Origin of the sequence: Streptomyces sp. NPDC050433 (assembly GCF_044458565.1) — a bacterium.
In the GTDB taxonomy this organism is placed as follows: Bacteria; Actinomycetota; Actinomycetes; order Streptomycetales; family Streptomycetaceae; genus Streptomyces.
In genome coordinates this window covers 33,465-58,628 of sequence record NZ_JBITIB010000015.1, presented here as the reverse complement: position 1 = coordinate 58,628, position 25,164 = coordinate 33,465, and the positions used below count along the sequence as shown (strand labels likewise).

Here is a 25,164-nt window from a genome sequence, read left to right as displayed (position 1 = left end):
CACCCACCCACCGTCACGCATGTACCAAGACATGTTCCGAGAAGGAAGACGATCCGCCATGTCCTCACCATCCTCCCGATTCCCGCGATCCTCGCGATCCTCGCGTCCCGGAAAACTGCCCCTCCTGGCCGCACTCCTGACGACCGTCACCGCCACGACACTCACCGCCTGCGGCGGTTCCGGCGAGGAGGCCACCGGAGCCGCACCGGGACCGTCAGCGCTGGCAGCGGCCAAGGGGCCGGTGACCGTGACCCTGTGGCACGGGGTCGGCGGCCCCGCCGGGGAAGCGCTCCAGAAGGAGATCGACGCGTTCAACAAGGCCAACACCGGAAAGATCTCGGTCAAGGCGTCGTTCCAGGGCAACTACGCCGACGCGATCGCCAAGTACACCTCCGCGACCCGCGACGGCGGCACGCCGAGCATCATGGTCTCCAACGACATCACCACCGGCTATCTGCGCGACACCAAGCAGACCGTCTCCGCCCAGGCGATGGCCGCCGCCAACCCGAAGGACCTCGACCTCGACCAGCTCCGCCCGGCCGCGCGCAACTACTACACGGCCGACGGCGAGTTGCTCGCGGTTCCTCTCAACACGTCCATGCCCCTGCTGTACGTCAACGACAAGCTGCTGGACCGAGCGGGTGTGGACCGCTCCACCCTCGGCACGCTGAAGGGCGTGGCAGCGGCCGCCCGCAAGATCCACGCCGAGGTGTCCGGAGTCAAGGGCATCGACATGCCTCTGGACGGCTGGTGGTTCGAGCAACTCACCGCCGCGGCCGGGGTCCCCTACTGCACGCCGTACAACGGCCGCGAGGAGGACGGAGCCACGGCGCTGAAGCTGACGAGCGCGCCGCAGCGCGCCGCGATCGGCACGATGGCGGAGCTCTACACCGACGGCGTCGCACTCGACACCGGCGTCGACGGCAACGCGGCCCTGTCGGCCTTCGCCACAGGCAAGACGGCCATGATGTTCAACTCCAGCGGCGCCATCGGCGGCCTGAAGGAGTCGGGCATGACGGACTACACCGCGCTGCCCTATCCCCTGTCGGGTTCGAAGGGCACCGCGGGGCCGGCGGTCGGCGGTGCCGCGATGTGGGTGGACCAGGCAGGACACAGCGAGGCCGAGCAGGTGGCGAGCTGGAAGGTGGTCAGCTACCTCGCTTCGGCCGAGGCGCAGGAACGGTTCGCCGAGGCATCCGGCTACGCCCCGATCAACACCGGCGTCGACAACTCGCCCGCCTGGAAGCAGTTCCTCACCAAGAACGAGCCCTATGCCGTGCTCGGCAAGCAGTTCGCCGAAACCCCGGCCACGACGGCCACCTCAGGCTGCCTCACCGGAGCCATGACGGGCGTACGTGCCGAGGTCGTACCCGCGATGCAGCAGGCGTTCAGCGGTAAGACCTCCCTCGACAGCGCCCTGAAGGCGGCGGAGAAGGCGGCGACCGCCAAGATCCAGGACTACCGGAAGCAGGCAGGACAGTGACCGCGATCGTGACCCCGAACCCCACCCCGGCCGAATCGGCCAGCCGATTCGCGCAGGCTCCCGGTGACCCGTACCGCTACGGCGTCTACCTCCGCCCCGATCCCACGACCTGCGCCGCCGTCACCGCCGTCACCACGCAGTTGCGGGCGCAGTACGGGATCGTCTCGGCCGGCGCGTTCCCGCCCCACGCGACCCTGGTCGGCAGCTGCCACATCACGGAGCCCGTCGGAGCGATCGTCGGCGCGGTGACCAGAGGCCTGGCCGAGGCCGCTCCCTTCACCGTCCACAACGCCGGCGTCCGACGTCAGGGAGTGGGACTCGTCTACGACGTCCACCATCTCGCCGACGGCATCACACCGAACCCCGCCTTCGTGGACCTCGCCGCCCGCGTCGACAAGGCCGTCGCACCCCTTCGGTCCCCGGCACCGAACCCCGCGGAACACCGTTTCGACAGGGACACCTTCCGGGCGCACCTCTCGCTGGTCTCGCACGACATGTACGTACGCCCCGACCTGTCCGAAGAGGTCGAGGAGTACGTCGGTGGGCTACCCGTGCCGTTCCCCGAGAGCTTCCCCGGTGACACGGTCACTCTCTACCGCACCCGCAGCGACGACTGGACGGGCCGCTGGTGGCAGACCCTCACCTGGGAGCACGTCCACACCTGGCGACTGCGGCGCTGAGTGCGTCAGCCCTCGACGGACGACGTACAGGCCTCCGGAGGCGATTGCCGTTGCGGCAAGATGGTTTGCTCGTCGCACGGTGTGTGGGCATGGTGGGGTCCACGAGCTGTGATCAGCTCGATGTCCCGAGGGAGGATCCTGATGACCGACACGAGGCCGCCACGCGTCGACGCCGACGAGAAGACCACTCTCCTCGGCTTTCTCAACTATCTGCGCGACGCCGTCGGGGACAAGGCGACCGGCGCGCCGGAGCCAGAGGGCCGCACGTCCGGCGTGCCGTCGGGCACCAGTGTGCTGGGGCTGGTCAAACACCTCACTGCCGTCGAACGGTTCCACTTCCTGGGCGAGAACCCGGCCGACTGGGCCGCGACCATGCGGCCCGCCCCGGAGGAGACCGCGGAGCAACTGCTCGCCGGCTACCGGGAGGCCGTCGAGCAGGCGAACCGGGTGATCGGAGGGTGTACGGACCTGAGCCTTCCCATCCCGCATCCCCCGCGTCCGGCGTCCGTTCCGACGATGCGGTGGGTGCTGGTCCATATGATCGAGGAGACGGGGCGCCACGCGGGGCACGCCGACATCCTCCGGGAGCAGATCGACGGGGCCGTCGGGCGCTGAGCGTTCACGGGTGGAGCAGGGCGCCCACCGTACGGGTGATGCGCCGGGTCAACTCCTCCCGGTGGTCGGTCAGATAGAAGTGTGCGCCCGAATAGGTGTGCAGCCCGAGGAAGTTGTCCGTCAGACGGGGCCAGGTGATCAGCTGGTGGCGGACGACGACGGTGTCGTCCGCGCCGCCGAAGACCGTCAGCGGCACCGGCAGGGGCGTTCCCGGCGGGTCGCGGTCCCAGGTGTCGGCGAGTCCCAGGTCGCCGCGGAGTACGGGAGCGAACGCGTTCCACAGGCTGTCGTCGCTCAGCAGGCGGTCCGGGGCGCCGCCCGTGTCCCGTAGCCAGTCACGTAGCGCCGCGTCGGATTCCAGGCTCCGGCCCAGTGGCGGCCCCGCCGCATCCGGCTGCGGTGCGCGGAAGGACGACACCCCCAGCCAGAGGGGCAGTTGGCGGTTCGTGTCCGCGAGGCGGCGCGTGAGCCCGTACGCCACACGGGCGCCCACGCTATGGCCGAAGAACGCGAACGGCCGGTTCAGCAGCGGTGTGAGGGTGTCGTCGAAGAAGGCCACCAGGTCGGCGCAGTTGTCGATGAGAGGGAGGGCCTGCGCGTTGCCGCGGCCGGGCGCGTCCAGAAGGCAGATGTCCCAGTCGTCCGGGAAGTGGCGTGTCCAGCCGCGGTAGAGCAGATGGGAGCCGCCCGCGTGGTGGAAGAAGAACAGCCGCACGGCGGGGTCGTCGACAGGTCTGCGCCGGGTGACCGGGCCGAGTGGGGCGATGGGTCTCATACGCGTCCTGCCCTTCGTCACATCATCAACCCGCCGTCGACGCTCAGCACTTGGCCGGTGATGTAGGAGGCACGGGCCGACAGGAGGAACGAGACCAGATCGGCCACCTCCTCCGACGCCCCGAACCTCGACAGCGGGATCTGGCCGAGATACTTCTTCCTCGCCCGCTCGGACAGGCCGTCCGTCATCTCCGTCTCGATGAATCCCGGCGCCACGGAGTTGGCCCGTACGCCGAATCGGCCGTACTCCTTCGCCATGGCCCGAGTGAATCCGATGATCCCGGCCTTGGCGGCGGAGTAGTTGGTCTGGCCGACGCTGCCGTGGATCCCCGCGACCGAGGAGAGGGTCACCAGCGAGCCCGCCCGGCGCCTGACCATCCGTTCGATGGCGGGACGGCAGATGTGGTACGTGCCGTCCAGGTTGGTGGTCAGTACGTCATGCCACTGGGCGTCCTCCATCATCGCCAGCGGCTTGTCGCGGGTGATGCCCGCGGCGGTCACCACGGCGTCGACCGGGCCGAGTTCGTTCTCCGTCGCGGCGAGGAAGGCGCGGCTCTCGTCGGCGTCCGCGACATCGACCCGCATGGCGAAGACGCGGGAGCCGAGCGCGGAGGCCTGCCGTTCGGTCTCCTTGGCGGCGTCGGCGCGGGCGAGGTAGCAGAAGGCGACGTCGAATCCGTCCTGGGCCAGTCTGGTGACAACCGCCCGGCCGATTCCTCTTGAGCCGCCGCTCACCAGCGCGACGCGTCTTTCCGTCACGCCGGGGACCCCTCTGTCAGCAGGATTTCGATCAGATCGCGCAATTCGGTGAGATTCTGTACGGCGCCGACCGAGGTGTCGTGGACCGCTACGGCGTAACGCCTCTCCAGCCGGGTGGATATCTCCAGCGCCATCAGCGAGTCCATTTCGAGGTCTTCGGCGAAGTGGTCGCTGTCACCGACCTCTTCGGGTTCCATTTCGAGGGATTGGGCGACGATGAGGCGCAATTCCTCGAAGTCCACTGCCGATTCCACCGCGGATTCTCCTTTCATTCGATGTCCCCGCCGGTCAGCAGGAGGGCGGCTGCCGCGTCATCGGCGTCGGCGCCTCCCGTGGACGCGAGCACCGCCGTCGTTCCGTACACGCGTATGTGGACGGCCGCGACAGCGGCCTGGAGGACTCCCAGGGCGCCCGAGCAGTCGCCCAGTCGCGCGGTGAGGTCCAGGCTCCGCCCGGTGGGGGTGGCCGGCATGTGCGCGGGTCCGCCGGTGAGCCGGAGTCCGACGGGGGCGGGTGACCGCGATTCGACGGCCGCGACGGTGGGCGTGAGTTCGGCGCCACGCGTGTAGGCCGACAGACGCGCGTAGCCCCCGCCCGCCGGACGTACGGAGACCTCGGCAGCCGCTTCGAGCACGACGGCGCACGCCACGTCGGGAACCGGCCGGCCGAGCAGCTTGTCGGCGTGTTCGGTGGCCGGTTCCACGCCGGCCACCACCGCTCGCCCGCAACGGCCCGCGTCGATGAGCATCCGGGCCCAGTGCAGGGCGTCCAGACCACTGGTGGCCCCGTTGCAGACGGTGAGGTTCGGGCCGCGCAGTCCGTAGCGGATGGCGATCCAGCCGGCGACGACATTGCTCGACGTCTGAGGCAGGCCGAGCGGACTCAGCCCGGTGACCGTGTCGCGGGCGATGGTGTCGGTGAAGTCGCAGACCGTCTGCAAGGAGCCCAGGTTGGAGCTGACCACGACGGCGGTGGTGGTGTCCGCCGTTCCCCGGAGTTGCCCTTTCTCGTCGAGCAGGCCGGCGTCGCCGAGCGCCTGTTCGGCGGCGTACAGGGCGAGGCGCGACGCCCGGTCCTTGTGGCGCATCTCCCGGCCCCTCAAGGCCGTTGACGGATCGAAGCCGTCCGCGGGAGGCCGGGCGGTGAGCAGGTCCCGTACGGACCGCAGTCCCGGCACGGCCAGCCCGACTCCGGTGACCACCGGGCCGGTCATGCCGCCGCCCCGACCAGCGCGACCGCGTTGATACCGCCCAGACCGAAGGCGTTGATCTGCGCGGTGGTGATCTCGGCGGCGGTCGCCCGGTCACGGACGAAGCCGAGTCCGGCCGCCTGTTCGATGGGCTCGGCGAGGCCGAGCACCGGCGGCACGGTGCCGCACCGCATGGCCAGAACGGCCATGACCAGACTGAGGAGTCCGGATCCGCCGAGTGTGTGGCCCGTCATGGATTTGATGGCCGTCATCAGCGGGGCACGGCCCGTCCCCGCGAACACCTCGGCCAGGACGGCGGCTTCGGTCTCGTCGTTACGCGGCGTGCCGCTGCCGTGCAGCATCACCAGGTCGATGTCCCCGCTGCTGACACCCGCCCGCCGATGGGCGTCGCGCACGGCCGCGCGTATGCCGTCGGCGTCGGGTGCCGTGGCGTGGTGGGCGTCGCAGTTCATGCTGACGGACCTCAGCCGGGCCAGCGGACGCCCGTCGTGCGTACCCGCGCGCCGGAGCACGACCGCGACCGCGCCCTCCCCCATCAGCATCCCCTTGTGCGACACGTCGAACGGCCGCAGCTCCTGGGGGGATTCGTTCTGCACCCGGTCCAGCATCCCGAAGGCACTTTCGGTGAGGGCGTCCGTGCCCGCCACCACGACCGTGTCGGTCGTACCGGACTCGATCAGGTCGGTGGCCAGGCCCAGTGCGTACAGCGAGGCGGAGCACGCGTTGGCGAAGGTGTACGTGGTGACGGCGCCGAACGCGTCGCGCAGGGCGCCGCCGAAGTGCAGGTCGGCGGGGGTGACGGGGGCGGCACCGGTCCACCACAGTTCCGTACTGCGCTGCTCCCGCAGTGTCGTTCCGACGAGCACCGGCGTCCGTGAAAGGTCGTCGGACAGGCCCGCGTCGGCGAGAGCCTGCCGGACGGCGAGGATCAGCCACCTGGTGGCACGCAGCGGCTCGTCCCGGCCGGTGGGGCGGTCATCGATCTCGTAGGCGTGGCGGGTCCGGTACTTGCCGCTGTCGAAGACTTTCAGCGGGCTGCGCGTCTCCCGCCCGGCGCAGAGCGCGTCGAATATCTCGCCGGGTGTGCGGCCGATGTTGGCGATCGCTCCGCTCCCGGTGATGTCCCAGGTCAAGACTGGTTCACCCGCTTACGGAGCTGGAAGGAGGCCAGCTTTCCGGTGGAGGTGACAGGCAGTTGGTCAAGGAATTCCACCCGCGCCGGGCGCTTGTAGGGGGCCAGCCGGGCGCGGATGGCGGCGGTGATGGACCGGCGGACCTGCGAGGTGTCCGATCCGGTCCCGGCGACGGCGTACAGGACCGCCTGTTCCAGCCCGTTCTCGTCGGCCTGGCCCACCACCACGCACTCGCGAACGCCTTCGACGGCGCGCGCCACCGCCTCGATCTCGCCGGGCGGGACCTTGTATCCGCCGAGATTCAGCAGGTCGTCGGCGCGGCACAGATGCACCACGGTGCCGTCGTCGTTGCGGATCGCGATGTCGCCGGTGTACACGCCGCCGTCGGCGAACGTCCCGGCCGCGGCGTCGGGCCGGCCGATGTAGCCGAGCGCGGCCGTGGGGCCGCTGATGTGGAGCCGTCCTTCGACGCCGTCGGGCATCGCGAGGCCGTCGGCGTCACGGATCGTGGCCTCAACGCCCGGTACGGGCAGGCCGATCGTCCCCGGCATCGGCCGGTCGGCGGGGGTCGCGACGACGATGTGCAGCACCTCGGTCGCGCCGAGCCCGTTGATCAGATCGGCGGAGAAGGTGTCCTGAATACGCCGGCTCAGCCGGGCGGGCAGATTCTCACCGGCGGCGACGCACAGCCGCACCGATTCCGTCGCCAGGCTTTCGCCGGTGGCGGTGGCGGCGGCGTCGGCCATCGCCGCGTACAGGCGAGGCACCGACCAGAGCACCGTCGGCCGGTACCGCTCCAGGGCGGCCGTCACCGTGTGCACGTCGACGCCGCCGCGCATGAGCACCGCCCGGGCACCGGCCGCGAGCGGGAAGAGCACCGTCCCGCCGAATCCGTACCCGAAGGACATCCGTGCCGTGGACAGCACCGTGTCGTCCTCCCGCAGCGCGAGCAGCGAGCCGAACCCGGCCAGGGCCGCCACGACGGCGCCCGCGCTGTGCCGGACTCCCTTGGGCAGGCCGGTACTTCCGGAGGTGTACTGGATCAGCGCCTCGCGGTCCGAGGGCCAGCGGACGGCGGCGGCGCTGTCGTCCTGGACGTGATCACCCGCGTCGGCCGCGCCGCTGTCGGCAACGGCACCGTCCGCGCGGACGTCCTGGCCGGTTAATCGGCGACGGCCGGAGAAGAGGGCTTCCAGGGCTCGTTGCCGCTTGGGCGCGGCATCCAGGTGGATCACGTTCGCCCGGCAGTCGTCGGCGATGTAGCCGAGTTCCTCGTCGTTGAGGAGTGGGCTGACGACCGCGGGGACGCACCCGTGCCACCACATGCCGAGGACGGCCGCGACCGTGGTGACGGAGTCGTCGGCGACGACGAGTCCTCGGGTGCCGGTGGGGGTGTCCATTGCGGCGAGCGTTCGCGCGTACCGCGCGGCGGCGTCGTGCAGCCCTCCGTAGGAGAGGTCGCCGGAATCAGGGTCGGTGTACGCGATCCGCTCACCACGCCCCTGTGCGAGGTGGACCCCCACCAGCCGCTCGACCAGGTCGATGGGCTCCGGCTCTGTCTCCGGTGGGCTGTTCAGCCTGTCCAGAAGGACGGCCACGGAGTCCTCGACGCAGCGCATGGCCGCCGCCTCGACGGGGCTCAGTTTCACCTTGAATTCCTGCTCGACACGGACCACGACCTCGGTCTTCTCCAGCGAATCGAGGCCGAGGTCTTCGTAGAAGAGCGCGTCGTCCTCGACGCCCGCCTCATCCGTTTCAAGAACTTCGGCCACGATCGTCCGTAGTTTCCGCAGTGGTATGCCGTCATTCGCTGGGTCAGACACGGGGTGACACTCCTTCATATACGCCACTGTCCGAGGGCGGCACATCATCACTGAAGCGCGAATTTCAAAGCGGCGCGCTGAACGGAAGGCGAATTAAACAAGCCATTGCGAACCAGGTCGATCAATACCCCTGGCCCCAGATTCCACAAACGTCGAAAAGTGGCCAGCCGACGGTCCGGCAACTCTCTTGCGCGAGCGGACAGTTGCCCTCTATGCGGACGCCAGGAGGAAGTTCGACACAGCTTGAGATCGTCGCTACTTAGGTTAGGCTAAGTTAAGAACGATCTCGCAGACACACAGACACCACGAGAGACGGAGACCATGACGGAACGGGCAGCCGAACCACCCTCCAGGACGGCGGGGGATCCGCGGGGCAGCGTGGTCGTGGTCAAGTTCGGCGGCAACGCCATGGTGGACGAGAGCCTGCGGCGGACTTTCGCCCAGGACGTCGTGGAGCTGTGGCGCACCGGTCTGCGCCCGGTCGTCGTGCACGGGGGCGGGCCGCAGATCAGCACGATGCTCGACCGCCTCGGCCTGGAGACCCGGTTCGAGGCCGGTCTGCGGGTGACCACACCGGAGACCATGGACGTGGTGCGCATGGTGCTGTCCGGGCGGGTCCAACGGGACCTGGTCGGCCACATCAACACCCACGGACCCTTCGCCGTGGGGATGACCGGCGAGGACGCGCACACGATGACGGCCGTGCGGCGGCCGGCGCGCGTGGACGGCCGGCCGGTGGACATCGGCCTGGTGGGCGACGTCGTGGACGTGAACCCGAACATGGTGCGCACGCTTCTGGAGCAGGGCCACATCCCGGTGATCTCCCCGGTGGCACGCGGTGCGGACGGACAGGTCTACAACGTCAACGCGGATCTCGCGGCGTCGGCCCTGGCCGTGGCGCTCGACGCCGCGCGGCTGGTCGTCCTCACCGATGTGGAGGGGCTGTACGCGAACTGGCCGCACAGCACCGAGGTGATCGAGCAGGTGACCGCCGACGCGCTGGACGAGCTGCTGCCGGGGCTGGCGAGCGGGATGCTGCCGAAGATGGAGGGGTGTCTGCGGGCGGTACGCGGCGGTGTGCGGCGGGCACAAGTGCTCGACGGCCGGGTGCCGCACGCGGTGCTGCGAGGTGTCCTCGACGCGACCGGCCCCGGCACCACCGTGTTCGCCGACGACAGTCTGGACCACCTCACGAACACGGCCTGACGGCCGCCGACGGTCACAGCACCCGGCTGAGGATACGCGCGTCGCGCCGGGGGTCCAGGGACGCCGCCCAGGACGGCGGCGCCAGTTGGGCGGCCGTGGGCGTGAAGCCGTACCGCAGGAACAGGCCGCCACCGCCGGTCGTCGCCGTGAACAGCGCCCCGAGCGACCGGGCGCGCGCCACGGCCAGTGCGGCGCGCAGGAGTCCGGCTCCCACTCCGCGTCCCTGCCGGTGCCCGGCCACGCAGAAGTTGTAGAGAACGCCTGCCGGTCCCCCGCTCTCCCCCGGCGCCGCCGGGTGCACGCGCAGGCCCACACAGCCGTCGAGGGCGGGGCCGGGGGCCTCGATCACGAGGAAGTCGGCCGCGTGGGTGGCATAGAGCGAGAGAGGCCGCTCCCGTAGCACTCCCGAGCGTACGAAGGGACGGGACAGCTCGGCGAGTGCCGCCGCTTCCCCTGTACGGGCGCGGCGCACGGAGGGTGCCGGTGCGAAGGGCGCGTGCGACGACAGGAGAGCGGGGCGCGGCGTAGCCGTGATCAAGGCTTTTCCTTCCTCGGTTCCACGATCGGAGGACGGCTCGGCGCCGTGTCCCTCCGACGAGTCAAAACGAGAGAAGGTTAGCCTTACCTAACTTTCAAGTCCAATGCGGAGTGGCCCTGTTGGAACACCGCCGCTCACGCCGCCGGCCTCCCCGCCTCCTCCCCGTCGACATAGGCCGCCACCACCTCGATGTCCCCGATGCGTGAGGTGTCGACGCGCCGAGGGTCGTCGCCGAGCACGACCAGGTCGGCGCGCTTGCCGGGAGTGAGGCTCCCCAGGGTGTCCTCCCAGCGGCAGGCGACCGCACCGGCGACCGTGTAGGCGCGCAGGGCCTCGTCGACGGTGATGCCCTCGTCCGGGCCGATCACCTGGCCGGACCCGGAGGCCCGCTCGACCATGAACCGGACGGCTCGCAACGGTGATCCGTCCGTGACGGGGCGGTCGGAGCTGCCGACGAGGGGGCCCCGCCAGATACCCAGGTCGTGAGCGACGGGGTGGTCCGGATCCATAGTGAGGAAGCGCGCGTTGGTCAGTCTGGCGCAGAGCATCAGCGGTGCCCCTCCGATATGTCGGCTGCCGGAGCGGTTCGCCGCGAGGACCTTTCGCCTGTCGCCGAATCGGCCCTGGCCGTCAGGCGTCCGTGGACGCCGCGAGCGATCGGGGGCGCAGATCGGTCCAGTTGGCCTCGATGTGGTCCAGGCACGCCTGTCGGGTGTTCTCTTCGAGGACGATCGTCCACCCTCCGGGCACCTCGGCGAAAGACGGCCAGAGCGAGTGCTGTCCCTCGTCGTTCACCAGGACCAGGAAACGGCCTTCGGGGTCGTCGAAGGGGTTGGTGCTCATGGGGGCGTGCCTCCTCGGGGCCGACGGGCCGGGCCGCGTCGGGTGGGTGCGTCAAGCCAATGGAAGGAGAGGCCACATTAGGTTAGGCTCCCCTAATCACTTGCGAGCCTAGCCTTTCCCCTTCCCTCTCACAAGGAGACGTTGATGCGCCTCGCGGCCGGCCGGGAGAACGCCTTCGCTGAATTCGGACTGACCGGCGAGCCGGGCACCGACGAGTTCTGGGCTGCGGCGCGGACGCCCGTGTCGGTCCCCGCCGACGACGGCGGCTGGCTGACGTTGTTCCTGTGGCGCGGGTCCCAGGCGAGCGTCGACTTCGAGAGCTGGTCCCAGCCCGTTCCCCTGCGCCGATGGGGCGAGACGGACTGCTGGTACGCCGAGGTGCGGATGCCCGCCCGGCTGCGGGTGACCTACCAACTCCTCGCGGGCGGCACGCCGTACGCCGATCCGTTCAACCCGGTCGGCGCCGGCGGCGACCGGTCCATCGCCGCGACCCCGGACGCCCCGGCCCAGCCGCACTGGCCCGTCCTCGGCGCCGGCGGCGACGTCGTCCTGCCCCTCCCCCGTACGCGGCTGCGCTGGAACAGCGAACGGCTCGGCGGGCGGCGTACCGTACGCGTCCATCCGGCGGGCGGCGGCGGACCGGTGGTCCTGCTGCTCGACGGGGACGACTGGCTCCATCTGCACCCGGCCATGAGCGCGTTCGACTCGGCCGTCGCCGGCGGCGACATGCCACCCGTCACGCTCGTCTTCCTGCCGGCCAGGGACAGGGACGCCGAGTTCGGGTGCTGGCCGGAGCTGTGGGAGGCGGTACGGGACGAACTGCGGCCCCTGGTGGCGGAGAGCGGCGTCATCGCCGACTGGGACCGGCTGGTGGTCGCCGGGCAGAGCCTCGGCGGGCTGAGCGCGATGTACGCGGCGCTCCACTTCCCCGGCCTGGTGTCCCGCGTCGCGTGCCAGTCGGCGTCGTTCTGGTGGACACCCGGCGCCGCCGAGCTGCCCGACCCCTTGGGCGGTCCGGTCGGCGGCGCGGTCGCCGTACGCCTGCGCGAGCGCCCCGATCTGTCCGGTCTGCGCTGCGCGTTCGACGTCGGCGAACACGAGACGCGGATGCTGCCGCACTGCGAGCTGACAGAGACTCTGGCCGAACAGGCCGGTGCGACCGTGCGCGTGTCACGGTCGCCGTCGGGCCACGACCGGGCGGGCTGGCGGCACGCCCTGCTCAGGGATGTCGCCTGGGCGCTCGGCCGAGGTTGAGGCCGAACCCGAACCGCGCCCGGCAGATCACCGGGTCAGCGAGTCACCGCCGCGCGGTAGTCCTCGTCCGTGGCGAGAAGGTCGCGGTGGGTGCCCTCGGCGACGACGACCCCCTCGTCCAGGACGAGGACCCGGTCGGCGGCGTCCAGGAGCGCCGGGCTGCTGGTGATCACGACGGTGGTACGGCCCCGGCGCAGCTTCGCGACGTTGCGCGCGATGAGCTGTTCGGTGACGGCGTCGACGGCCGTCGTCGGGTCGTGCAGGACCAGGACCTCGCTGTCGGTCGCCAAGGCGCGGGCCAGGGACAGCCGTTGGCGCTGTCCTCCGGAGAGGTTCGCGCCACGGTCGCGGACCGCGTAGTCGAGCCCGTCGCGGTGGAGGGCGACGACATCGGTCAGCATGGACGCCTCGACGGCCTCGGGGACCATCCGGCTGCCGCCCGACGGGTCGATGTTCGTACGGAGGGTGCCCGCGAAGATCTCCCCGTCGTACGGGTTCACCAGCATGTGCTCGCGGACCGCCTCGATCGACAGGTCCGAGAGCGCCTGCCCGCTGACGCGTACCACCCCCTCGTACGACTCGGGCGGAACATTGACGGCCAGGATCGACGCCAAGTCGGCCGCCGCGCGCGGCTGGTAGACGGCGATCGCCATGAACTCACCTGCCGGTACGCCGAACTTCAGCCGGTTCAGGGAGCCGTACCGTACGCAGTCGACCTCCAGGTCTCCGCCCGCGGCCGGGCGCTCCGGCCCCGGCGCCGCCACCGGCGGCGCGGTCAGCACCAGCGCCATCCGGTCGGCCGAGGCGCGCGCCATCATCACGTACTTGGGCATCTCCGAGAACAGTTTCAGCGGTTCGATGATGAACTGCGCGAGGCCCACGGCCATGACGAGTTCCCCGATGGTGATCCGGCCGCCGAACGCCAGCCAGCCGGCCGTCAGGGTCACCGCCGCGGCGAGGACCGCGTTGAGGGCGAGCGCCGCGCCCGCGTACGCGCCGTTCACCCTGGCGACGGTGATCGCCTGGTGCTTCGCGTCCGAGCTGACCTTTCGGTACGAGAGGAACGCGGCGTGGTTGCCGCCGAACCCGTGCAGCGGGCGCAGGCCGGTGATCAGGTCGGCGACCTTCGCGCCCGCCCGCGCCACCCGCGCCTGCTGTTCGCGTGTGCCGGCGCCGATCCGCTTGGACAGGACGGCGAGGATCGACAGGATCGCGACCGTCCCCGCGATCACCAGCAGGCCGAGCCGGAGGTCGGCCATCCCCAGCGCGACCGCCGCGACGAGCACCGCGACGAGCGAGCTGATGAGCAGCGGCACCACCTCGATGATGTCGGCGGTCTGGTCGGCGTCCTCGGTGGCGATGGTCAGCACCTCGCCGGACTTCAGGTCGACGTCCCTGGCGACCGGCTGGAGTCCGCAGGCCGCGACCTGTACCCGCCAGCGGTGCGCCTCGGTCGTGTTGGCCTTCTGCAGGACGCGCATCCCGAACCGCCACGACAGCGACACGGTCGTGATGATCACGGCCAGCGCGGCGATCGACAGGCCGAGTGCCCCGAGGCTCCGGTCCCGCATCGCGTGTTCCACGATCAGGCCGAGCGCGATGGGGAAGGCGGTCTCCGCCGCCTGGTACATGCCCATGAGGGCGGTGCCCTTGGCCATGGCGCCGACGTTGCGGCGCAGCGCGGTCCGCAGGATGTCCGGCCCTGATGAGGGCCGCCGCGGGTCAGGAGTCTTCATCAAGATGGCGGGCGATCGCTTCCGGGGTTCGCAGGGTGAACAGGTCACGGATGGTGACCACAGGACCGTACTCACGGCGGAGCAGCCCGATGAGCCGCACCGCCAGCATGGAGTGCCCCCCGAGGGACACGAAGTCGCTCACGGCGCTCACCTCGTCGTCGTCCAGGTCCAGTGCCTCGGCGAAGAACTCGCACACGGTGGTCTCGGTCTCGGTCCGCGGGCCACGCTCACCCGCCGTGGTCAGCGAGCCGAGCGGCTTGGCCTCCGGCAGTGCCTTGGTGTCAGCCTTCCCGTTCACCGTCAGCGGGATGCCGTCGACCTGGGCGTAGTGCGTCGGCCGCAGGAAGTCGGGGAGCGCGGCGCCCACTTCGCCGGCCACCCGCGCCAAGTCGGCGCCGTCCAGCACGAGATAGGCGGCCAGCCGGTACGCCCCGTCGGCCTGTGGGTCGGGCTGGGCGACCGCGGCGGCGAAGCGCACCGCCGGGTGCGCCGCGAACGCGGCCTCCACCTCGCCGAGTTCGACCCGGTGCCCCCGGATCTTGACCTGCTGGTCGGTGCGGCCCAGATAGGTCAGATTGCCGTCGGGCCGCCTGACCACGAGGTCCCCGGTGCGGTACATGCGCTCGCCGCTCTCGCCGAACGGGCACGCGACGAAACGGTGCGCGGTCTGGGCGGGCTGCCCGAGATAGCCGCGCGCGATGCCGATGCCCGACACGTACAGCTCGCCGGGGACGCCGTCGGGCAGTGGTCGCAGCCACGGGTCGAGCACATACACATCGGTGTTGTCGATCGCGACGCCCACCACCGGGTCCTGGCACTCGAACGTGCCGACTCCCAGGGTGTTGATGGTGTATTCGGTCGGTCCGTACAGGTTGTAGCCGACCGTCCCCTCGGTCTCGGCGAGCCGCTGCCACAGCGTCGGGGTGACGGCCTCGCCGCCCAGCAGCACCAGCGCCGGCCGCCGTTCCGGGTTGTCGAGCAGTCCCTCGGCGACCAGTTGCTGTGCGTAGGTCGGGGTCACGTTGATGACGTCGATGCCGTGCTCCAGGCAGTACGCGACCAACCTGGGTGCGTCGCGGCGCAGTTCCTCGTCGCAGATGTGCACCTCGTGGCCGTCGGCGAGCCACAGCAGCTCCTCCCACGACATGTCGAACGCGAACGACACGGTGTGCGCGATCCGGAAGACCCGGTGGTCGTGCTCGGCCAGGACCGGCTCGAAGATCCGGCGCTGATGGTTGATCAGCATGTTCGTGAGCCCCGCGTACTCGGTCACCACACCCTTGGGCTTCCCGGTCGAGCCGGAGGTGTAGATCGTGTACGCGGGGTGCCGCAGCCGGTCCGGGTCGTCCGCCGCGAACGTCCGGTACGGCTCGGCAGCGGGCAACGGCCGGTCCAGCTCGATCAGTTCGCCCCGTTCGGCCACCTCGCCGGTCAGCCGGGGCGACACGGCACTCACGGTGAGGATCACCTCGGGGCGGGCGTCGGCGACGATCGCCGCGATCCGCTCGTCCGGGTGGTCCAACTCCAGTGGTACGTACGCCGCGCCGACGCGCAGTACGGCGAACAGCGCCACGATCGACTCCAGGGAGCGCGGGATCGCGAGCCCCACGTTCGTCTCGGGGCCGATGCCACGCCCGGCGAGGACACCCGCCACCGCGCGGCTGCGGTCACGGAGTTGACCGAACGTCATGGTCTGGCCGTGGGCGACGAGCGCGACCCGCTCCGGGTCACGGTCCGCCGCCACGTCGAACCGGTCAACCACGGTGTCCGTACCGACGTCCGTACGCCCGGCGGGCTCGGGGGCCGGCGCGAGCCCCCGCAGCGCGCCGACCGGACCCGTCGAGCGGGCCAGGTCCTCCAGCACGCGCAGGTAGTCGTCGAGGAGCCGGCGGGCGTTGTCGGGGTCGTCGTCGCGGTGCTCCAGCTTGACCGTGAGCCGGTCGCCCGGCGTGACGACCCAGGTGAACGGATAGTGCGTGGAGTCGTCGGCCCGTACCGACTCGATGCCGTGCCGCGCGTTCATCTCGGCGAACGCGTCCATGTCCAGGAAGTTCTGGAGTACGAAGAGGTTGTCGAACAGCGTGGCGTGTCCACTGGCCCGCTGGATCTCGCCGAGCCCCAGGTGCTCGTGCTCCATCGCCTCGACCCTGGCCGTCTGTACGGCCGACAGGTACGCGCCGACGGTGTCGTCCGGCCGAACCCGCGTCCACATGGGCACGGTGTTGAGCAGCACGCCGACGATGTCCGACAGTCCCTCGCCCTCCCGGCCGGAGACGGTCACGCCGAACACCGCGTCGCCGCGACCGGTGTGTGCGCCGAGGAGGAGGCCGAACGCGCCGGTGAGCACCGAGTTCAGGGTGACGCCGTACGTCTTGGCCGCTTCCCGCAGCAGTGCGGACAGTTCGGCGGAGAGCGTGTGCACGACGGCGCGCGGCAGATCGTCCGAGAGGGGCGGCCGGGCGCCTGCGAGCAGCGTCGGCCCGCTGAGACCGGCCAGGTGCTCCGCCCAGAAGCGCTCCGGCACGGCGGGATCCTTGGCGGCCAGCGTCCGGGCGTACTCCTCGAAGCTCGGTGTGGCCGGGACGGCGGCCGTCAACTCGCCCGCGAGAACGGCCTCGTACGCGTCGAACAGGTCGCGCAGCAGTATCTCGCGGGACCAGCCGTCCCACAGCAGCAGGTGGTAGCTGAGCAGCAGGCCGTCCCTCTCGCCGGGCAGCCGCAGCACGGTCAGCCGGATCAGCGGCGGCTCCGCCGGGTCGAATCCGGTGTCCCGGTCCCGGAGGCGCAGGACCTCGGCCTCCGCCTGCGTCGACAGCTCGACCGTACGGACGTCGACCCCGCGGCCCGCCTTGAGGACCTGGACCGGGTTTCCGTCGTCATCGGTGGTGAAGCCGGCGCCCACGACGGGGTGTCGCGCGATCACGTACGCCATCGCCTCGGCCAGCGCGTCGGTGTCCAGCCGCCGTCCGAAGGTGAAGTAGCTCTGCGCGACGTAGTGTCCGGCCGAACCCGCCATCTGGGCCTGGAAGAACAGGCCCCGCTGAAGGGGGGTGACCGGTGCCGTGCGCTCGGCCGTCGCCGAGGCGTCCGCGACCCGCTCCAGCGCGCTCCGCCAGTGGTCGGTGATCGCGTCGGGGATGCCGTCGGCGAGGGTGAAGGCCGCGTGCAGGGATCCGGTGACGTCGTCGGTCCACGCGTTGACCTCGACGGCGTACGGGCTGCCCTGGTCGGCGCCGGTGAGGTGCAGCGCCTCGGACTCGCGGCCCCGGCCGAGGTAGTTGAACAGCACCTGCGGGCGGGCGGTCAGCAGCGGGGCGGTCTGCGGGTTGAGATGGCGCAGCTGCCCGTAGGCGACATGCCCGTGCTCGTCCGGCTGGCGCTCGGCGACCTCGTGCGCGGCGGCCACCGGGTCACTGTGGGCAGTGAGCCGTACGGGCGCGATGGAGGTGAACCAGCCGACCGTACGGGTGTAATCGTGGTGGTCGACGGCGGGGACGCGGCCGTGCCGCTCCAGTTCGACCGCGAGGTCGGTGGGGGTGGGCTGAATGTGTGTCAGCGCGGTGCGCAGCGCGCCGCACAGCAGCTCGGTGAGCCCCACGCCGAGCGCGGCGGGCGCGGTACGTGTCACCGCGTCGCTCACCTCGGGCGGGAGTACGACGGTGGTCTCACGCAGATCCTGGACGGAAGGCAGCAGCGCGGGTGCCTGGAGCGTGCCGACCCAGTGCCCGAGGCCGTCGATCACCTGGGTGGACCGGGCCGCGAGCGCCTCGGCGTACTCCGCGTAGGAGGTGGTCGGCGGCGGCAGGGCCGCCCCGCTCATGGCGGTGGCCAGGTCGTCCAGGATGACCAGCCAGGACACCGAGTCGACGGCGATGTGGTGGACGGTGACGACCAGGGTCCGGCTCGCCTCCAGCCAGGAGAACGCGATGACGTCCCCCGACTCGGGATCGAGCCGCCCGGCGGCCTCGTTCGCCACGGCGGTGGCGTCGGTCGCGTGGGGCGCTTCCGTCGCTTCCGTACGGGCGACGGTCACGGGGCGGGCGGGCTCGGTGCTCAGCGCCCACACGCCGTGCTCGACGCGCAGCCGCAGCCGGAGAACCGGGTGCGCGGCAACGACGGCGTTCGCGGCGCGCTCGGCGTCGGCGAAGCCGGTGCCCTCGGCGGCCACCAGCGCCCTGGCCTGGGCGAACCGGGCGAGTGATCCGCCCAGTTCGCGCTGGCGCAGGATGATCGGCGTCGGTGTCAGCGGACCGTCCTCGCGGCGGGACGGTGCGGGCGCCTCGGCCCGCGGTGCGCGCGTCCCCAGGTGCTCGGCGAGTGCGCGCGGTGTCCTGAACAGGAATACGTCGCGCGGCGCGATCGACAGCCCGAGCGCCCTGGCGCGGTTGATCACGGTGATGGCGACGATGCTGTCGCCCCCGGCCATGAAGAAGTCGGTGTCACCGTCCACGGCGGTGCCGGGCAGTGTCTCGGCGAAGATGCCGACGAGCGCGGCCACGACGGCATCATTCGTGCGCTCCGCAGGAAGGGCCGCCGTCGCCGAGTCTTCGCTTGCGAGTGCTTCGTGGCTGGTCGCGCGGTTCCCCGCGCCCCCATGATGCGTCCTCGCCCGCTCGGCCAGCGCCGTGCGGTCCAGCTTGCCGTTGACCGTCAGCGGCAGTGTCCCGGCGTTCAGGACCCGGCCCGGCACCATGTGCGCGGGCAGCTTCGTGGACAGCAGGCCCGTGAGGTCACCGGGCACCCGGCCCACGACGTGCGCGACGAGGTGATCGCCGCTGTCCGCCACGGTGACGGCCACGTCGGCCACACCGTCAAGTCCCCTGACGGCGGACTCCACTTCACCCAGTTCGATACGGAAGCCCTTGAGCTGCACCTGGTCGTCGGCGCGGCCGACGAACTCCAGCTCGCCGTCCAGGGTGCGGCGGGCGAGGTCCCCCGTGTGGTACATACGGGAGCCGTCGTCGGCGAACGGGTTCGCCACGAACCGGCCCGCGGTGAGCCCCGGCCGGCCCAGATAGCCCAGCGACACCTGGTCGCCGGCGACGTAGATGGCACCCACCCGGCCCGGCGGGACCGGCCGCAGCCGGTCGTCGAGCAGATGGGTGACCAGGCCGGGAATCGGCCCCCCGATCGGGCTGACGGCGTCGCCGGGGCCGAAGTCGTCGTCCGTCAGCACCCGGTGGGTGACATGGACGGTGGTCTCGGTGATGCCGTACATGTTGACCAGCTCGGGCGAGCCGGTGCCGTGCCGCTCGACCCAGCCGCGCAGCCGGCCGAGGTCCAGCGCCTCACCTCCGAAGATGATCCGGCGCAGGGCGGCAGCCGACTCGTCGGCGTGCCGGTCGGCCTCGATGAACTGGTAGAACGCCGACGGGGTCTGGTTGAGCACGGTCACTCCGCGCTCGCGGACCAGCCGGTGGAAGTCGACCGGGGAGCGCGTCAGCCCGTACTCCGGCACCAGCAGTTCACCGCCGTGCGCCAGCGCGCCCCACAGCTCCCAGACCGCGAAGTCGAAGGAGAAGGAGTGGAATTGGACCCACACGTCGTGCGGTCCGAAGTCCATGTCGGGGCGGGTGTTGGCGAGGAGAGTCACCACGCTGGAGTGCGGGACGACGACCCCCTTGGGCCGGCCGGTCGATCCGGAGGTGTAGATCACGTACGCGGGGTCGTGCCAGTTGGTCTCGGGCTGCCGCACGGTGGCGAGCGGGAGGTCGTCCCCCTGGACGAGGACATCGGCCGACACGCCCGCTCGGGCGAGCAGTTCGGTGAAGCGGTCGCGCTGGTCCCGGTCCACGAGGACCGCCTGCGGGGCGGCGTCGGCGAGGATGTACTCCAGGCGTTCGTCCGGGTACGCCAGGTCCAGCGGCACGTACGCGCCGCCCGCCGTGACGACCGCGACGAGGGCGACGACCTGCTCGACGGAGCGCGGGACGGCGACGGCGACCCGCTTGCCCGGCCGGACTCCGGCGGCGCGCAGGGCGGAGGCCAACTCGTCCTTGGCGGCGGCCAGTTCACCGTAGGTCAGGGACCGTGAACCGCCGTCGAGAGCGCACTGGGTGATGGCGGTGGCGGCCGGGTCGCGCCGCGCGGCGGCGTCGAAGAGTCCGCCGAGCGTGATCGGGGTGATCGGCGCTGGGCTGCGGTCGGCCTCCGGTGCCAGGCCGGCGGCCAGATCGGTTACCAGCTCGGCGACCGGTGCGTCGGGCCGGGTGAGCAGGCCGGTGAGGGTGCGGGTGAACGTACGCAGGATCGTCTGGGCGCTCGTCTCCCGCAGCAGTGCGCCGTCGTAGATCAGGTTGAAGCGCGGACGCCCGTCGTGCGTGCGTTCCACGACCAGCGTCAACGGGTAGTGCGGGGCACCCTCGTTCACGATGTCGGTGATGACCAGTGTGTCGTCCGGGCCCCGCAGAGCGTCCGGATCGGTCGCGACGTCGAACACCACCAGGGTGTCGAAGAGGGCGCCGACCCCTGCCTCGCGGCCGATCCTCGCCAGCGAGACATGCTGGTGGGGCAGGACGGCGCTCTGGTGTTCCCGCACGGCTGCGAGCAGGTCGCGCGCCGTGGTCGTGTCGGCCCACCGGGCGCGCACGGGGATGGTGTTGATGAACAGACCCACCATGTCCCCGATGCCGGGCACATCGGCGTCGCGTCCGGACACCGTGGAGCCGAACACCACGTCCGTGCCGTGCAGGAGGCCCCCGAGGGTCACCGCCCAGGCGCTGTGCACGGCGACGCTCAGGGGTACGCCGGCGGACCGGACGGCGGCGTCGGCGTCGGCGTCGGCGTCGGCGTCGGCGTCGATGGAGTGCTCGTCCGCCACAGACGTGTCGGCGAACCGGTCGGACGGGGTGTGTCCCTCGGCGACCAGTGAGGGGCCGGGCAGGGCGGCGAGTTCGTCGCGCCACACCCGGTCGCTCTCGTCGTCGTCCTGTTCGGCGAGCCAGTTCACGTAGTCGGAGAAGCCGCCGAGCGGGTGTACGGTGCCGGGCGCGTGGTACTCGGCGAGCAGCGCGCGGAGCATCGGCGGCACCGACCAGCCGTCGGCGATGATGTGGTGCACGGTCTGCACGAGGACATTGCGGCCGGAGCCGGCGCGGATGAGCGTGTACCGCATCAGCGGCCCGGTGGCCAGGTCGAACCCGGCGCGGCGATCGCGCTCGGCGTGGTCGCGGATCTCGTCGTCGGTGATGCCGGGGCGGTCCAGCGTGCTGAAGGGCGCCCGCACACCGCTCTGAAGGACGGAGACGACACGGCCGTCGGCGAGCGCGGTGAACCGGGCGGCCAGGTTCGGGAACAGCGCGAGCAACCGGGTGGCCGCCGCCGCGAGCCGGTCGGCGTCCACCTCACCGTCCAGCGTGAGGAGTTGCTGCTCGACGTAGCTGCCCGCCGAGTCGTCGTCGAAGACCGAGTGGAAGTACAGGCCCTCCTGCAACGGGGTCAGCGGCAGGATGTCCCGCAGAGCCGGGCCGTCCAGGGCGTCGACATCGGCCTGGGTGAGGGGCACCAGACGGAAGTCGCTGGGAGAGTGGCCACCCTGGTCGAGCGCGGCCAGCGCGGCAAGCCCGGTCAGGGCGTCCCGGAAGTACTCACCGAGCGTCGCGGCGTCCTCGTCGGTGAACATGCCGTCGGGCCACGAGATGGTGGTGACCAGCTCGTACTCGCCGGTCGACGCGGGTTCGGCGATCGCGTTGAACTCCAGGGCGCGCGGCAGGCGCATCCTCGGGTCCCGCTTCTCGCCCAACTGACCTGTGGTGCCCGCGAGTTGCCAGTCACCGGAGGCTCCGGCGTCGAAGCGGCCGAGATAGTTGAACAGCACCTGCGGTGCTGGCGCGTCGAACTCGGTGTGGCTCAGGTACCGCAGGGCACCGTAGGAAACGCCGTTGTCCGGCACGCGCGCGAGGTCTTCCTTGACCGCCTTCAGCGCGGCGGACAGATACGCGGGTGCGGTGGGATCGGCCGCCTCTCCGGGGTCCACGGTCACCGGGAACAGGGTGGTGAACCAGCCGACGGTACGGATGAGTTCCGGCTCGAAGCCGGCGCTGCCCGCCACGAACCGGCCCTCACGGCCGTGGCCTTCGAGTTCGATGTGGGCGTACGTCTGGTCCTGGCCGAGATCGCGGCGCCACCGGGCGAGGGTGACGGCGAGCGCCGTCAGCAGCACGTCGTTGACGCCCGCGTGAAACTTCGCCGGAACCTCGCCCAGCAGCGCGGCCGTGATCTCGGGGCCTGCCGTGACGGTGCGCGTCCGCTCGCCCGCGACGGTGTCCGCATCGGACAGGGCACGCCTGCCCACCGGAGCGTCCGGGCCCGGCAGTCGGCGCCGGAAGTAGTCACTGTCCGCGTCGAACGCGGCGCGCTCCAGCAACTGCGTCCAGCGGCGGAACGACGTGCCCACCGGGGGCAGCTCGATCGGTGTACCCGAGGTGAACTGGCGCCAGGCCGTGGCGAGATCGTCCATCAGGATCCGCCAGGACACGCCGTCGATCACCACATGGTGGACGACGACGACCAGTTGGCGCTCCTCGCGGCGCCAGACCGCGCGCAGCATCACGCCGTTGTCCGGGTCGAGCCTGTCGGTGGCGAGCGCGACGCACTCGTCGAGCGGACGGTCGTTCTCCTGCCAGGCCACGACGGAACGGTCCGACTCCGCGTCCGGGTCCGCGGCCGGGATGTCGAAGCTCCAGCGCTCGCCTCGTACGAGCTTCGCGCGCAGCATGTCGTGCCGCCCGGAGACGGCGGCGAGGATCGCGTCCAGAGCGTCGGCGGTCAGCTCCGCCGGGGTGTTCAGCACCACCGACTGTACGAAGCCGTCGATCGCGTCCGTCGTCTCGCCGAGCCACTGCACGACGGGCGAGCCCACGACGGACCCGGTCGCGACGTCGCGGCGGTCCACCGTGGAGACGTCCTCGCGGCCGGCCACCGCCGCCAGAGCCCCTACGACGCTGTGGGTGAGGATCTGCCGTGTCGTGACGTAGAGACCGGCGTCCCGCAGCGCGCTCAGCAGCGAGATCGCCAGAATGCTGTCTCCGCCGAGCTGGAGGAAGTCCTGGTTGACACCGACCTCCTCCAGCCGCAGCACGGACGCGACCACGGCGCACACGACGCGCTCGTTCTCGGTGGTGGGCGCGATGATCGGCCCCGTCCCGATCGCGGGCTCCGGCAGCGCGGCCCGGTCGAGCTTGCCGTTCGCGGTGAGCGGGAACTCCTTCATCACGACGGTGTGGGCGGGCACCATGTACTCCACCATGTGCTCGGTGGCCCATGCCGTGACCTGGTCCGCCCGCAGGCCCTCGTGCCCGGCGGCCGGGATCACATAGCCCACCAGGTAGGTGCCGCCCGCCGCGTTCTTCTTCGCGACGACACAGGTGTGCCGTACGCCGGGGTGTTCGGCGAGACCGACCTCGACGTCCTCGATCTCCAGCCGCATGCCACGGATCTTGATCTGGTTGTCGGCGCGGCCGAGGAAGTCCAGCGACCCGTCCGGGGCGAACCGCGCGAGGTCGCCGGTCCGGTAGAGCCGGGACCCGTCGGTGGCGAACGGGTTGGCCACGAAGCGGGACGCCGTGAGGCCGGGCGCGTTGACGTATCCACGCCCCAACAGGAAGCCGGCCGCGTACAGTTCGCCGCCGACCCCGACAGGAACCGGGCGCAACTCGTCGTCCAGCACGTACAACTGGGTGTTGGGGTTGGCCTTGCCGATCGATGTCGACAGGCGTTCGGCGGCGCCTCGGTAGATGACGTGCGAGACACCGATCGTCGTCTCGGCGGGGCCGTAGCCGTGGTATAGCGGGATGTCGAGCTTGGTGCGGTACCGCTCGTACAGCTCCGGGGTCAGCACCTCGCCGCCGCACCACACATGCCGCAGGCTGTCGAGGCGCCCGGAGTCGCCGGCCATCTCCAGCAGGACGTCCAGCATGGACGACACGAGGTAGGTGAAGGTGACGCGCTGCTCGGCGATCACGCTCAGCAGATGGTGCGGATCGCGTTCACCGCCGGGCCGCAGGACGACCAGTCTGCCGCCGGACACCAGCGGCAGGAAAATCTCGTTGATGGAGATGTCGAAGGACAACGGCGCCTTGAACAGCGACGCGTCGTCGTGGCCGAAGCCCAGGATCTCGTTGACCTGCCACAGCAGGCGCTCGCTGATCGCTTCGTGCCGGATCATCGCGCCCTTGGGCCGACCGGTCGAACCGGACGTGAAGATCACATACGCCAGGGCCGCGCCGGGGGCTGATATCCCGGTCCCCTCGACGGGGTACGAGCCGAACCGCCAGTCGTCGAGATCGACGGCCTCGCCGTCCGGTTCGCCCGGACCGGGCTCACGCGAGGCGTTGAGCTGGAGTACGACTCCGGCATCCTCAATGACGACCGCGCGGCGCGTGGCGGGCCACTGCGGATCGAGCGGTACGAAGGCGCAGCCGGCCTGGAGTACGGCGAGGAGCCCGATCACCATCTCGGCGGAGCGGCCGAGCGAGATACCGACGACCTGTTCGGAGTTGAGTCCGCGTTCGATCAGCCGGTGGGCCAACTGGCTGGAAAGTCCGGCTACTTGACGGTACGTCAGAGATCGCCGCTCATCGACGACGGCGACCGCGTCCGGCCTGTTCCTGACCTGCTCGCGGAACATCTCCACGACGGTCGGGCGGATCCGGTGGGCCGTGGTGTCGTTCCACTCGGTCAGGGCCTCGATCCTCGCCGCCACGTCGGAGGGGGCGATCGTGCCGATGGGGCGGTCCGGGAAGTCGGCCAGATCGTCCAGCGCGAGCTGCGCGTCGGCCGGAACGACGCCTTCGGGGACGGCGATGCTCCAGCCGTCCGCACCATCCGCACCGTCCTGACCGGCCTCAGCGACCTCCCGGATGCCCCAACCGACGGGCCCGGCACCGCCGTTGTCGACCCATCCGAGGACGTCAGCGAACAGAGTGCCGGGCGCGAGGTCTATGCCCTCGGGACTGCGGCCCGTCGCCCAGTAGGACAGCCCGACGGCACACGCCTCGACAATGGTCCGGTCGGAGTAGTCACCGGCCCGTCGGCGTACGTCGGCCACGCGGGCGGGAGAAAGCAGCACGAGACGAGCGCTCGGTTCCATCATCGAAGACTCAGCATCCCT

General features: G+C 70.9%; 15 protein-coding genes and 1 pseudogene. 5 read left to right on the top strand and 11 right to left on the bottom strand.

What is annotated here, in order from left to right:
• Positions 1-58 precede the first annotated feature (58 nt).
• From ACIBLA_RS19765 to ACIBLA_RS19755, 3 genes are all read left to right on the top strand, one after another.
• Positions 59-1,483: an extracellular solute-binding protein gene (locus ACIBLA_RS19765; protein WP_399199294.1), complete on the top strand. Its 1,425-nt coding sequence runs from the start codon at positions 59-61 to the stop codon at positions 1,481-1,483.
• Positions 1,480-2,163 (top strand): 2'-5' RNA ligase family protein, encoded by a 684-nt coding sequence (locus tag ACIBLA_RS19760; protein WP_399199293.1) that lies wholly within the window; start codon positions 1,480-1,482, stop codon positions 2,161-2,163. Before ACIBLA_RS19765 ends, ACIBLA_RS19760 begins: the two co-directional genes overlap by 4 nt.
• A 141-nt stretch (positions 2,164-2,304) precedes the next feature.
• Positions 2,305-2,778, top strand: coding sequence for a DinB family protein (locus tag ACIBLA_RS19755; protein WP_399199292.1), 474 nt, complete (start codon positions 2,305-2,307; stop codon positions 2,776-2,778).
• A 4-nt stretch (positions 2,779-2,782) separates the two neighbouring features.
• Here the strand turns inward: ACIBLA_RS19755 and ACIBLA_RS19750 are convergent, their stop codons facing one another.
• The 6 genes from ACIBLA_RS19750 to ACIBLA_RS19725 are packed head-to-tail and all read right to left on the bottom strand — an operon-like array spanning position 2,783 to position 8,477.
• Positions 2,783-3,553: a thioesterase II family protein gene (locus tag ACIBLA_RS19750; RefSeq protein WP_399199291.1), complete on the bottom strand. Its 771-nt coding sequence runs from the start codon at positions 3,551-3,553 to the stop codon at positions 2,783-2,785.
• Between the two features lie 17 nt (positions 3,554-3,570).
• Positions 3,571-4,311: a 3-oxoacyl-ACP reductase FabG gene (gene fabG, locus ACIBLA_RS19745; RefSeq protein WP_363242620.1), complete on the bottom strand. Its 741-nt coding sequence runs from the start codon at positions 4,309-4,311 to the stop codon at positions 3,571-3,573.
• Positions 4,308-4,565, bottom strand: coding sequence for an acyl carrier protein (locus tag ACIBLA_RS19740; RefSeq protein ID WP_399199290.1), 258 nt, complete (start codon positions 4,563-4,565; stop codon positions 4,308-4,310). The genes fabG and ACIBLA_RS19740 overlap by 4 nt, the downstream gene beginning before the upstream one ends.
• A gap of 14 nt (positions 4,566-4,579) precedes the next feature.
• Entirely contained in the window at positions 4,580-5,524 is a 945-nt protein-coding gene (locus ACIBLA_RS19735; protein ID WP_399199289.1) for a beta-ketoacyl synthase N-terminal-like domain-containing protein, read from the bottom strand.
• A complete protein-coding gene (locus ACIBLA_RS19730) occupies positions 5,521-6,654 on the bottom strand; it encodes a beta-ketoacyl synthase N-terminal-like domain-containing protein (protein WP_363242617.1) in 1,134 nt (377 codons plus the stop codon). Before ACIBLA_RS19730 ends, ACIBLA_RS19735 begins: the two co-directional genes overlap by 4 nt.
• Positions 6,651-8,477: an AMP-binding protein gene (locus tag ACIBLA_RS19725; RefSeq protein ID WP_363242616.1), complete on the bottom strand. Its 1,827-nt coding sequence runs from the start codon at positions 8,475-8,477 to the stop codon at positions 6,651-6,653. Before ACIBLA_RS19725 ends, ACIBLA_RS19730 begins: the two co-directional genes overlap by 4 nt.
• Before the next feature lie 321 nt (positions 8,478-8,798).
• On the opposite strand from ACIBLA_RS19725, the gene argB reads away from it, so the two are divergent.
• Positions 8,799-9,683 carry an acetylglutamate kinase gene (gene argB / locus ACIBLA_RS19720; protein ID WP_363242615.1) on the top strand — a complete coding sequence of 295 codons (885 nt, stop codon included), beginning with the start codon at positions 8,799-8,801 and terminating at the stop codon, positions 9,681-9,683.
• Between the two features lie 13 nt (positions 9,684-9,696).
• On the opposite strand, the gene ACIBLA_RS19715 is transcribed toward argB, so the two are convergent.
• The 3 genes and pseudogenes from ACIBLA_RS19715 to ACIBLA_RS19705 all read right to left on the bottom strand — a co-directional run bounded on the left by ACIBLA_RS19715 (position 9,697) and on the right by ACIBLA_RS19705 (position 11,064).
• Positions 9,697-10,221, bottom strand: coding sequence for a GNAT family N-acetyltransferase (locus ACIBLA_RS19715; protein WP_399199288.1), 525 nt, complete (start codon positions 10,219-10,221; stop codon positions 9,697-9,699).
• A gap of 134 nt (positions 10,222-10,355) precedes the next feature.
• Positions 10,356-10,679, bottom strand: a pseudogene (locus ACIBLA_RS19710) (amidohydrolase family protein); the annotation flags it as partial.
• A gap of 172 nt (positions 10,680-10,851) precedes the next feature.
• The gene (locus tag ACIBLA_RS19705) at positions 10,852-11,064 is read right to left on the bottom strand and encodes an MbtH family protein (protein ID WP_363242614.1); all 213 of its coding nucleotides are present in this window, start codon (positions 11,062-11,064) and stop codon (positions 10,852-10,854) included.
• A gap of 144 nt (positions 11,065-11,208) precedes the next feature.
• On the opposite strand from ACIBLA_RS19705, the gene ACIBLA_RS19700 reads away from it, so the two are divergent.
• A complete protein-coding gene (locus tag ACIBLA_RS19700; RefSeq protein ID WP_363242613.1) occupies positions 11,209-12,318 on the top strand; it encodes an alpha/beta hydrolase-fold protein in 1,110 nt (369 codons plus the stop codon).
• A 35-nt stretch (positions 12,319-12,353) separates the two neighbouring features.
• Here the strand turns inward: ACIBLA_RS19700 and ACIBLA_RS19695 are convergent, their stop codons facing one another.
• Together ACIBLA_RS19695 and ACIBLA_RS19690 are read right to left on the bottom strand one after the other, a co-directional pair.
• The gene (locus tag ACIBLA_RS19695) at positions 12,354-14,054 is read right to left on the bottom strand and encodes an ABC transporter ATP-binding protein (RefSeq protein WP_363242612.1); all 1,701 of its coding nucleotides are present in this window, start codon (positions 14,052-14,054) and stop codon (positions 12,354-12,356) included.
• The gene (locus ACIBLA_RS19690) at positions 14,041-25,146 is read right to left on the bottom strand and encodes an amino acid adenylation domain-containing protein (protein ID WP_363242611.1); all 11,106 of its coding nucleotides are present in this window, start codon (positions 25,144-25,146) and stop codon (positions 14,041-14,043) included. Before ACIBLA_RS19690 ends, ACIBLA_RS19695 begins: the two co-directional genes overlap by 14 nt.
• Between the last annotated feature and the right edge of the window lie 18 nt (positions 25,147-25,164).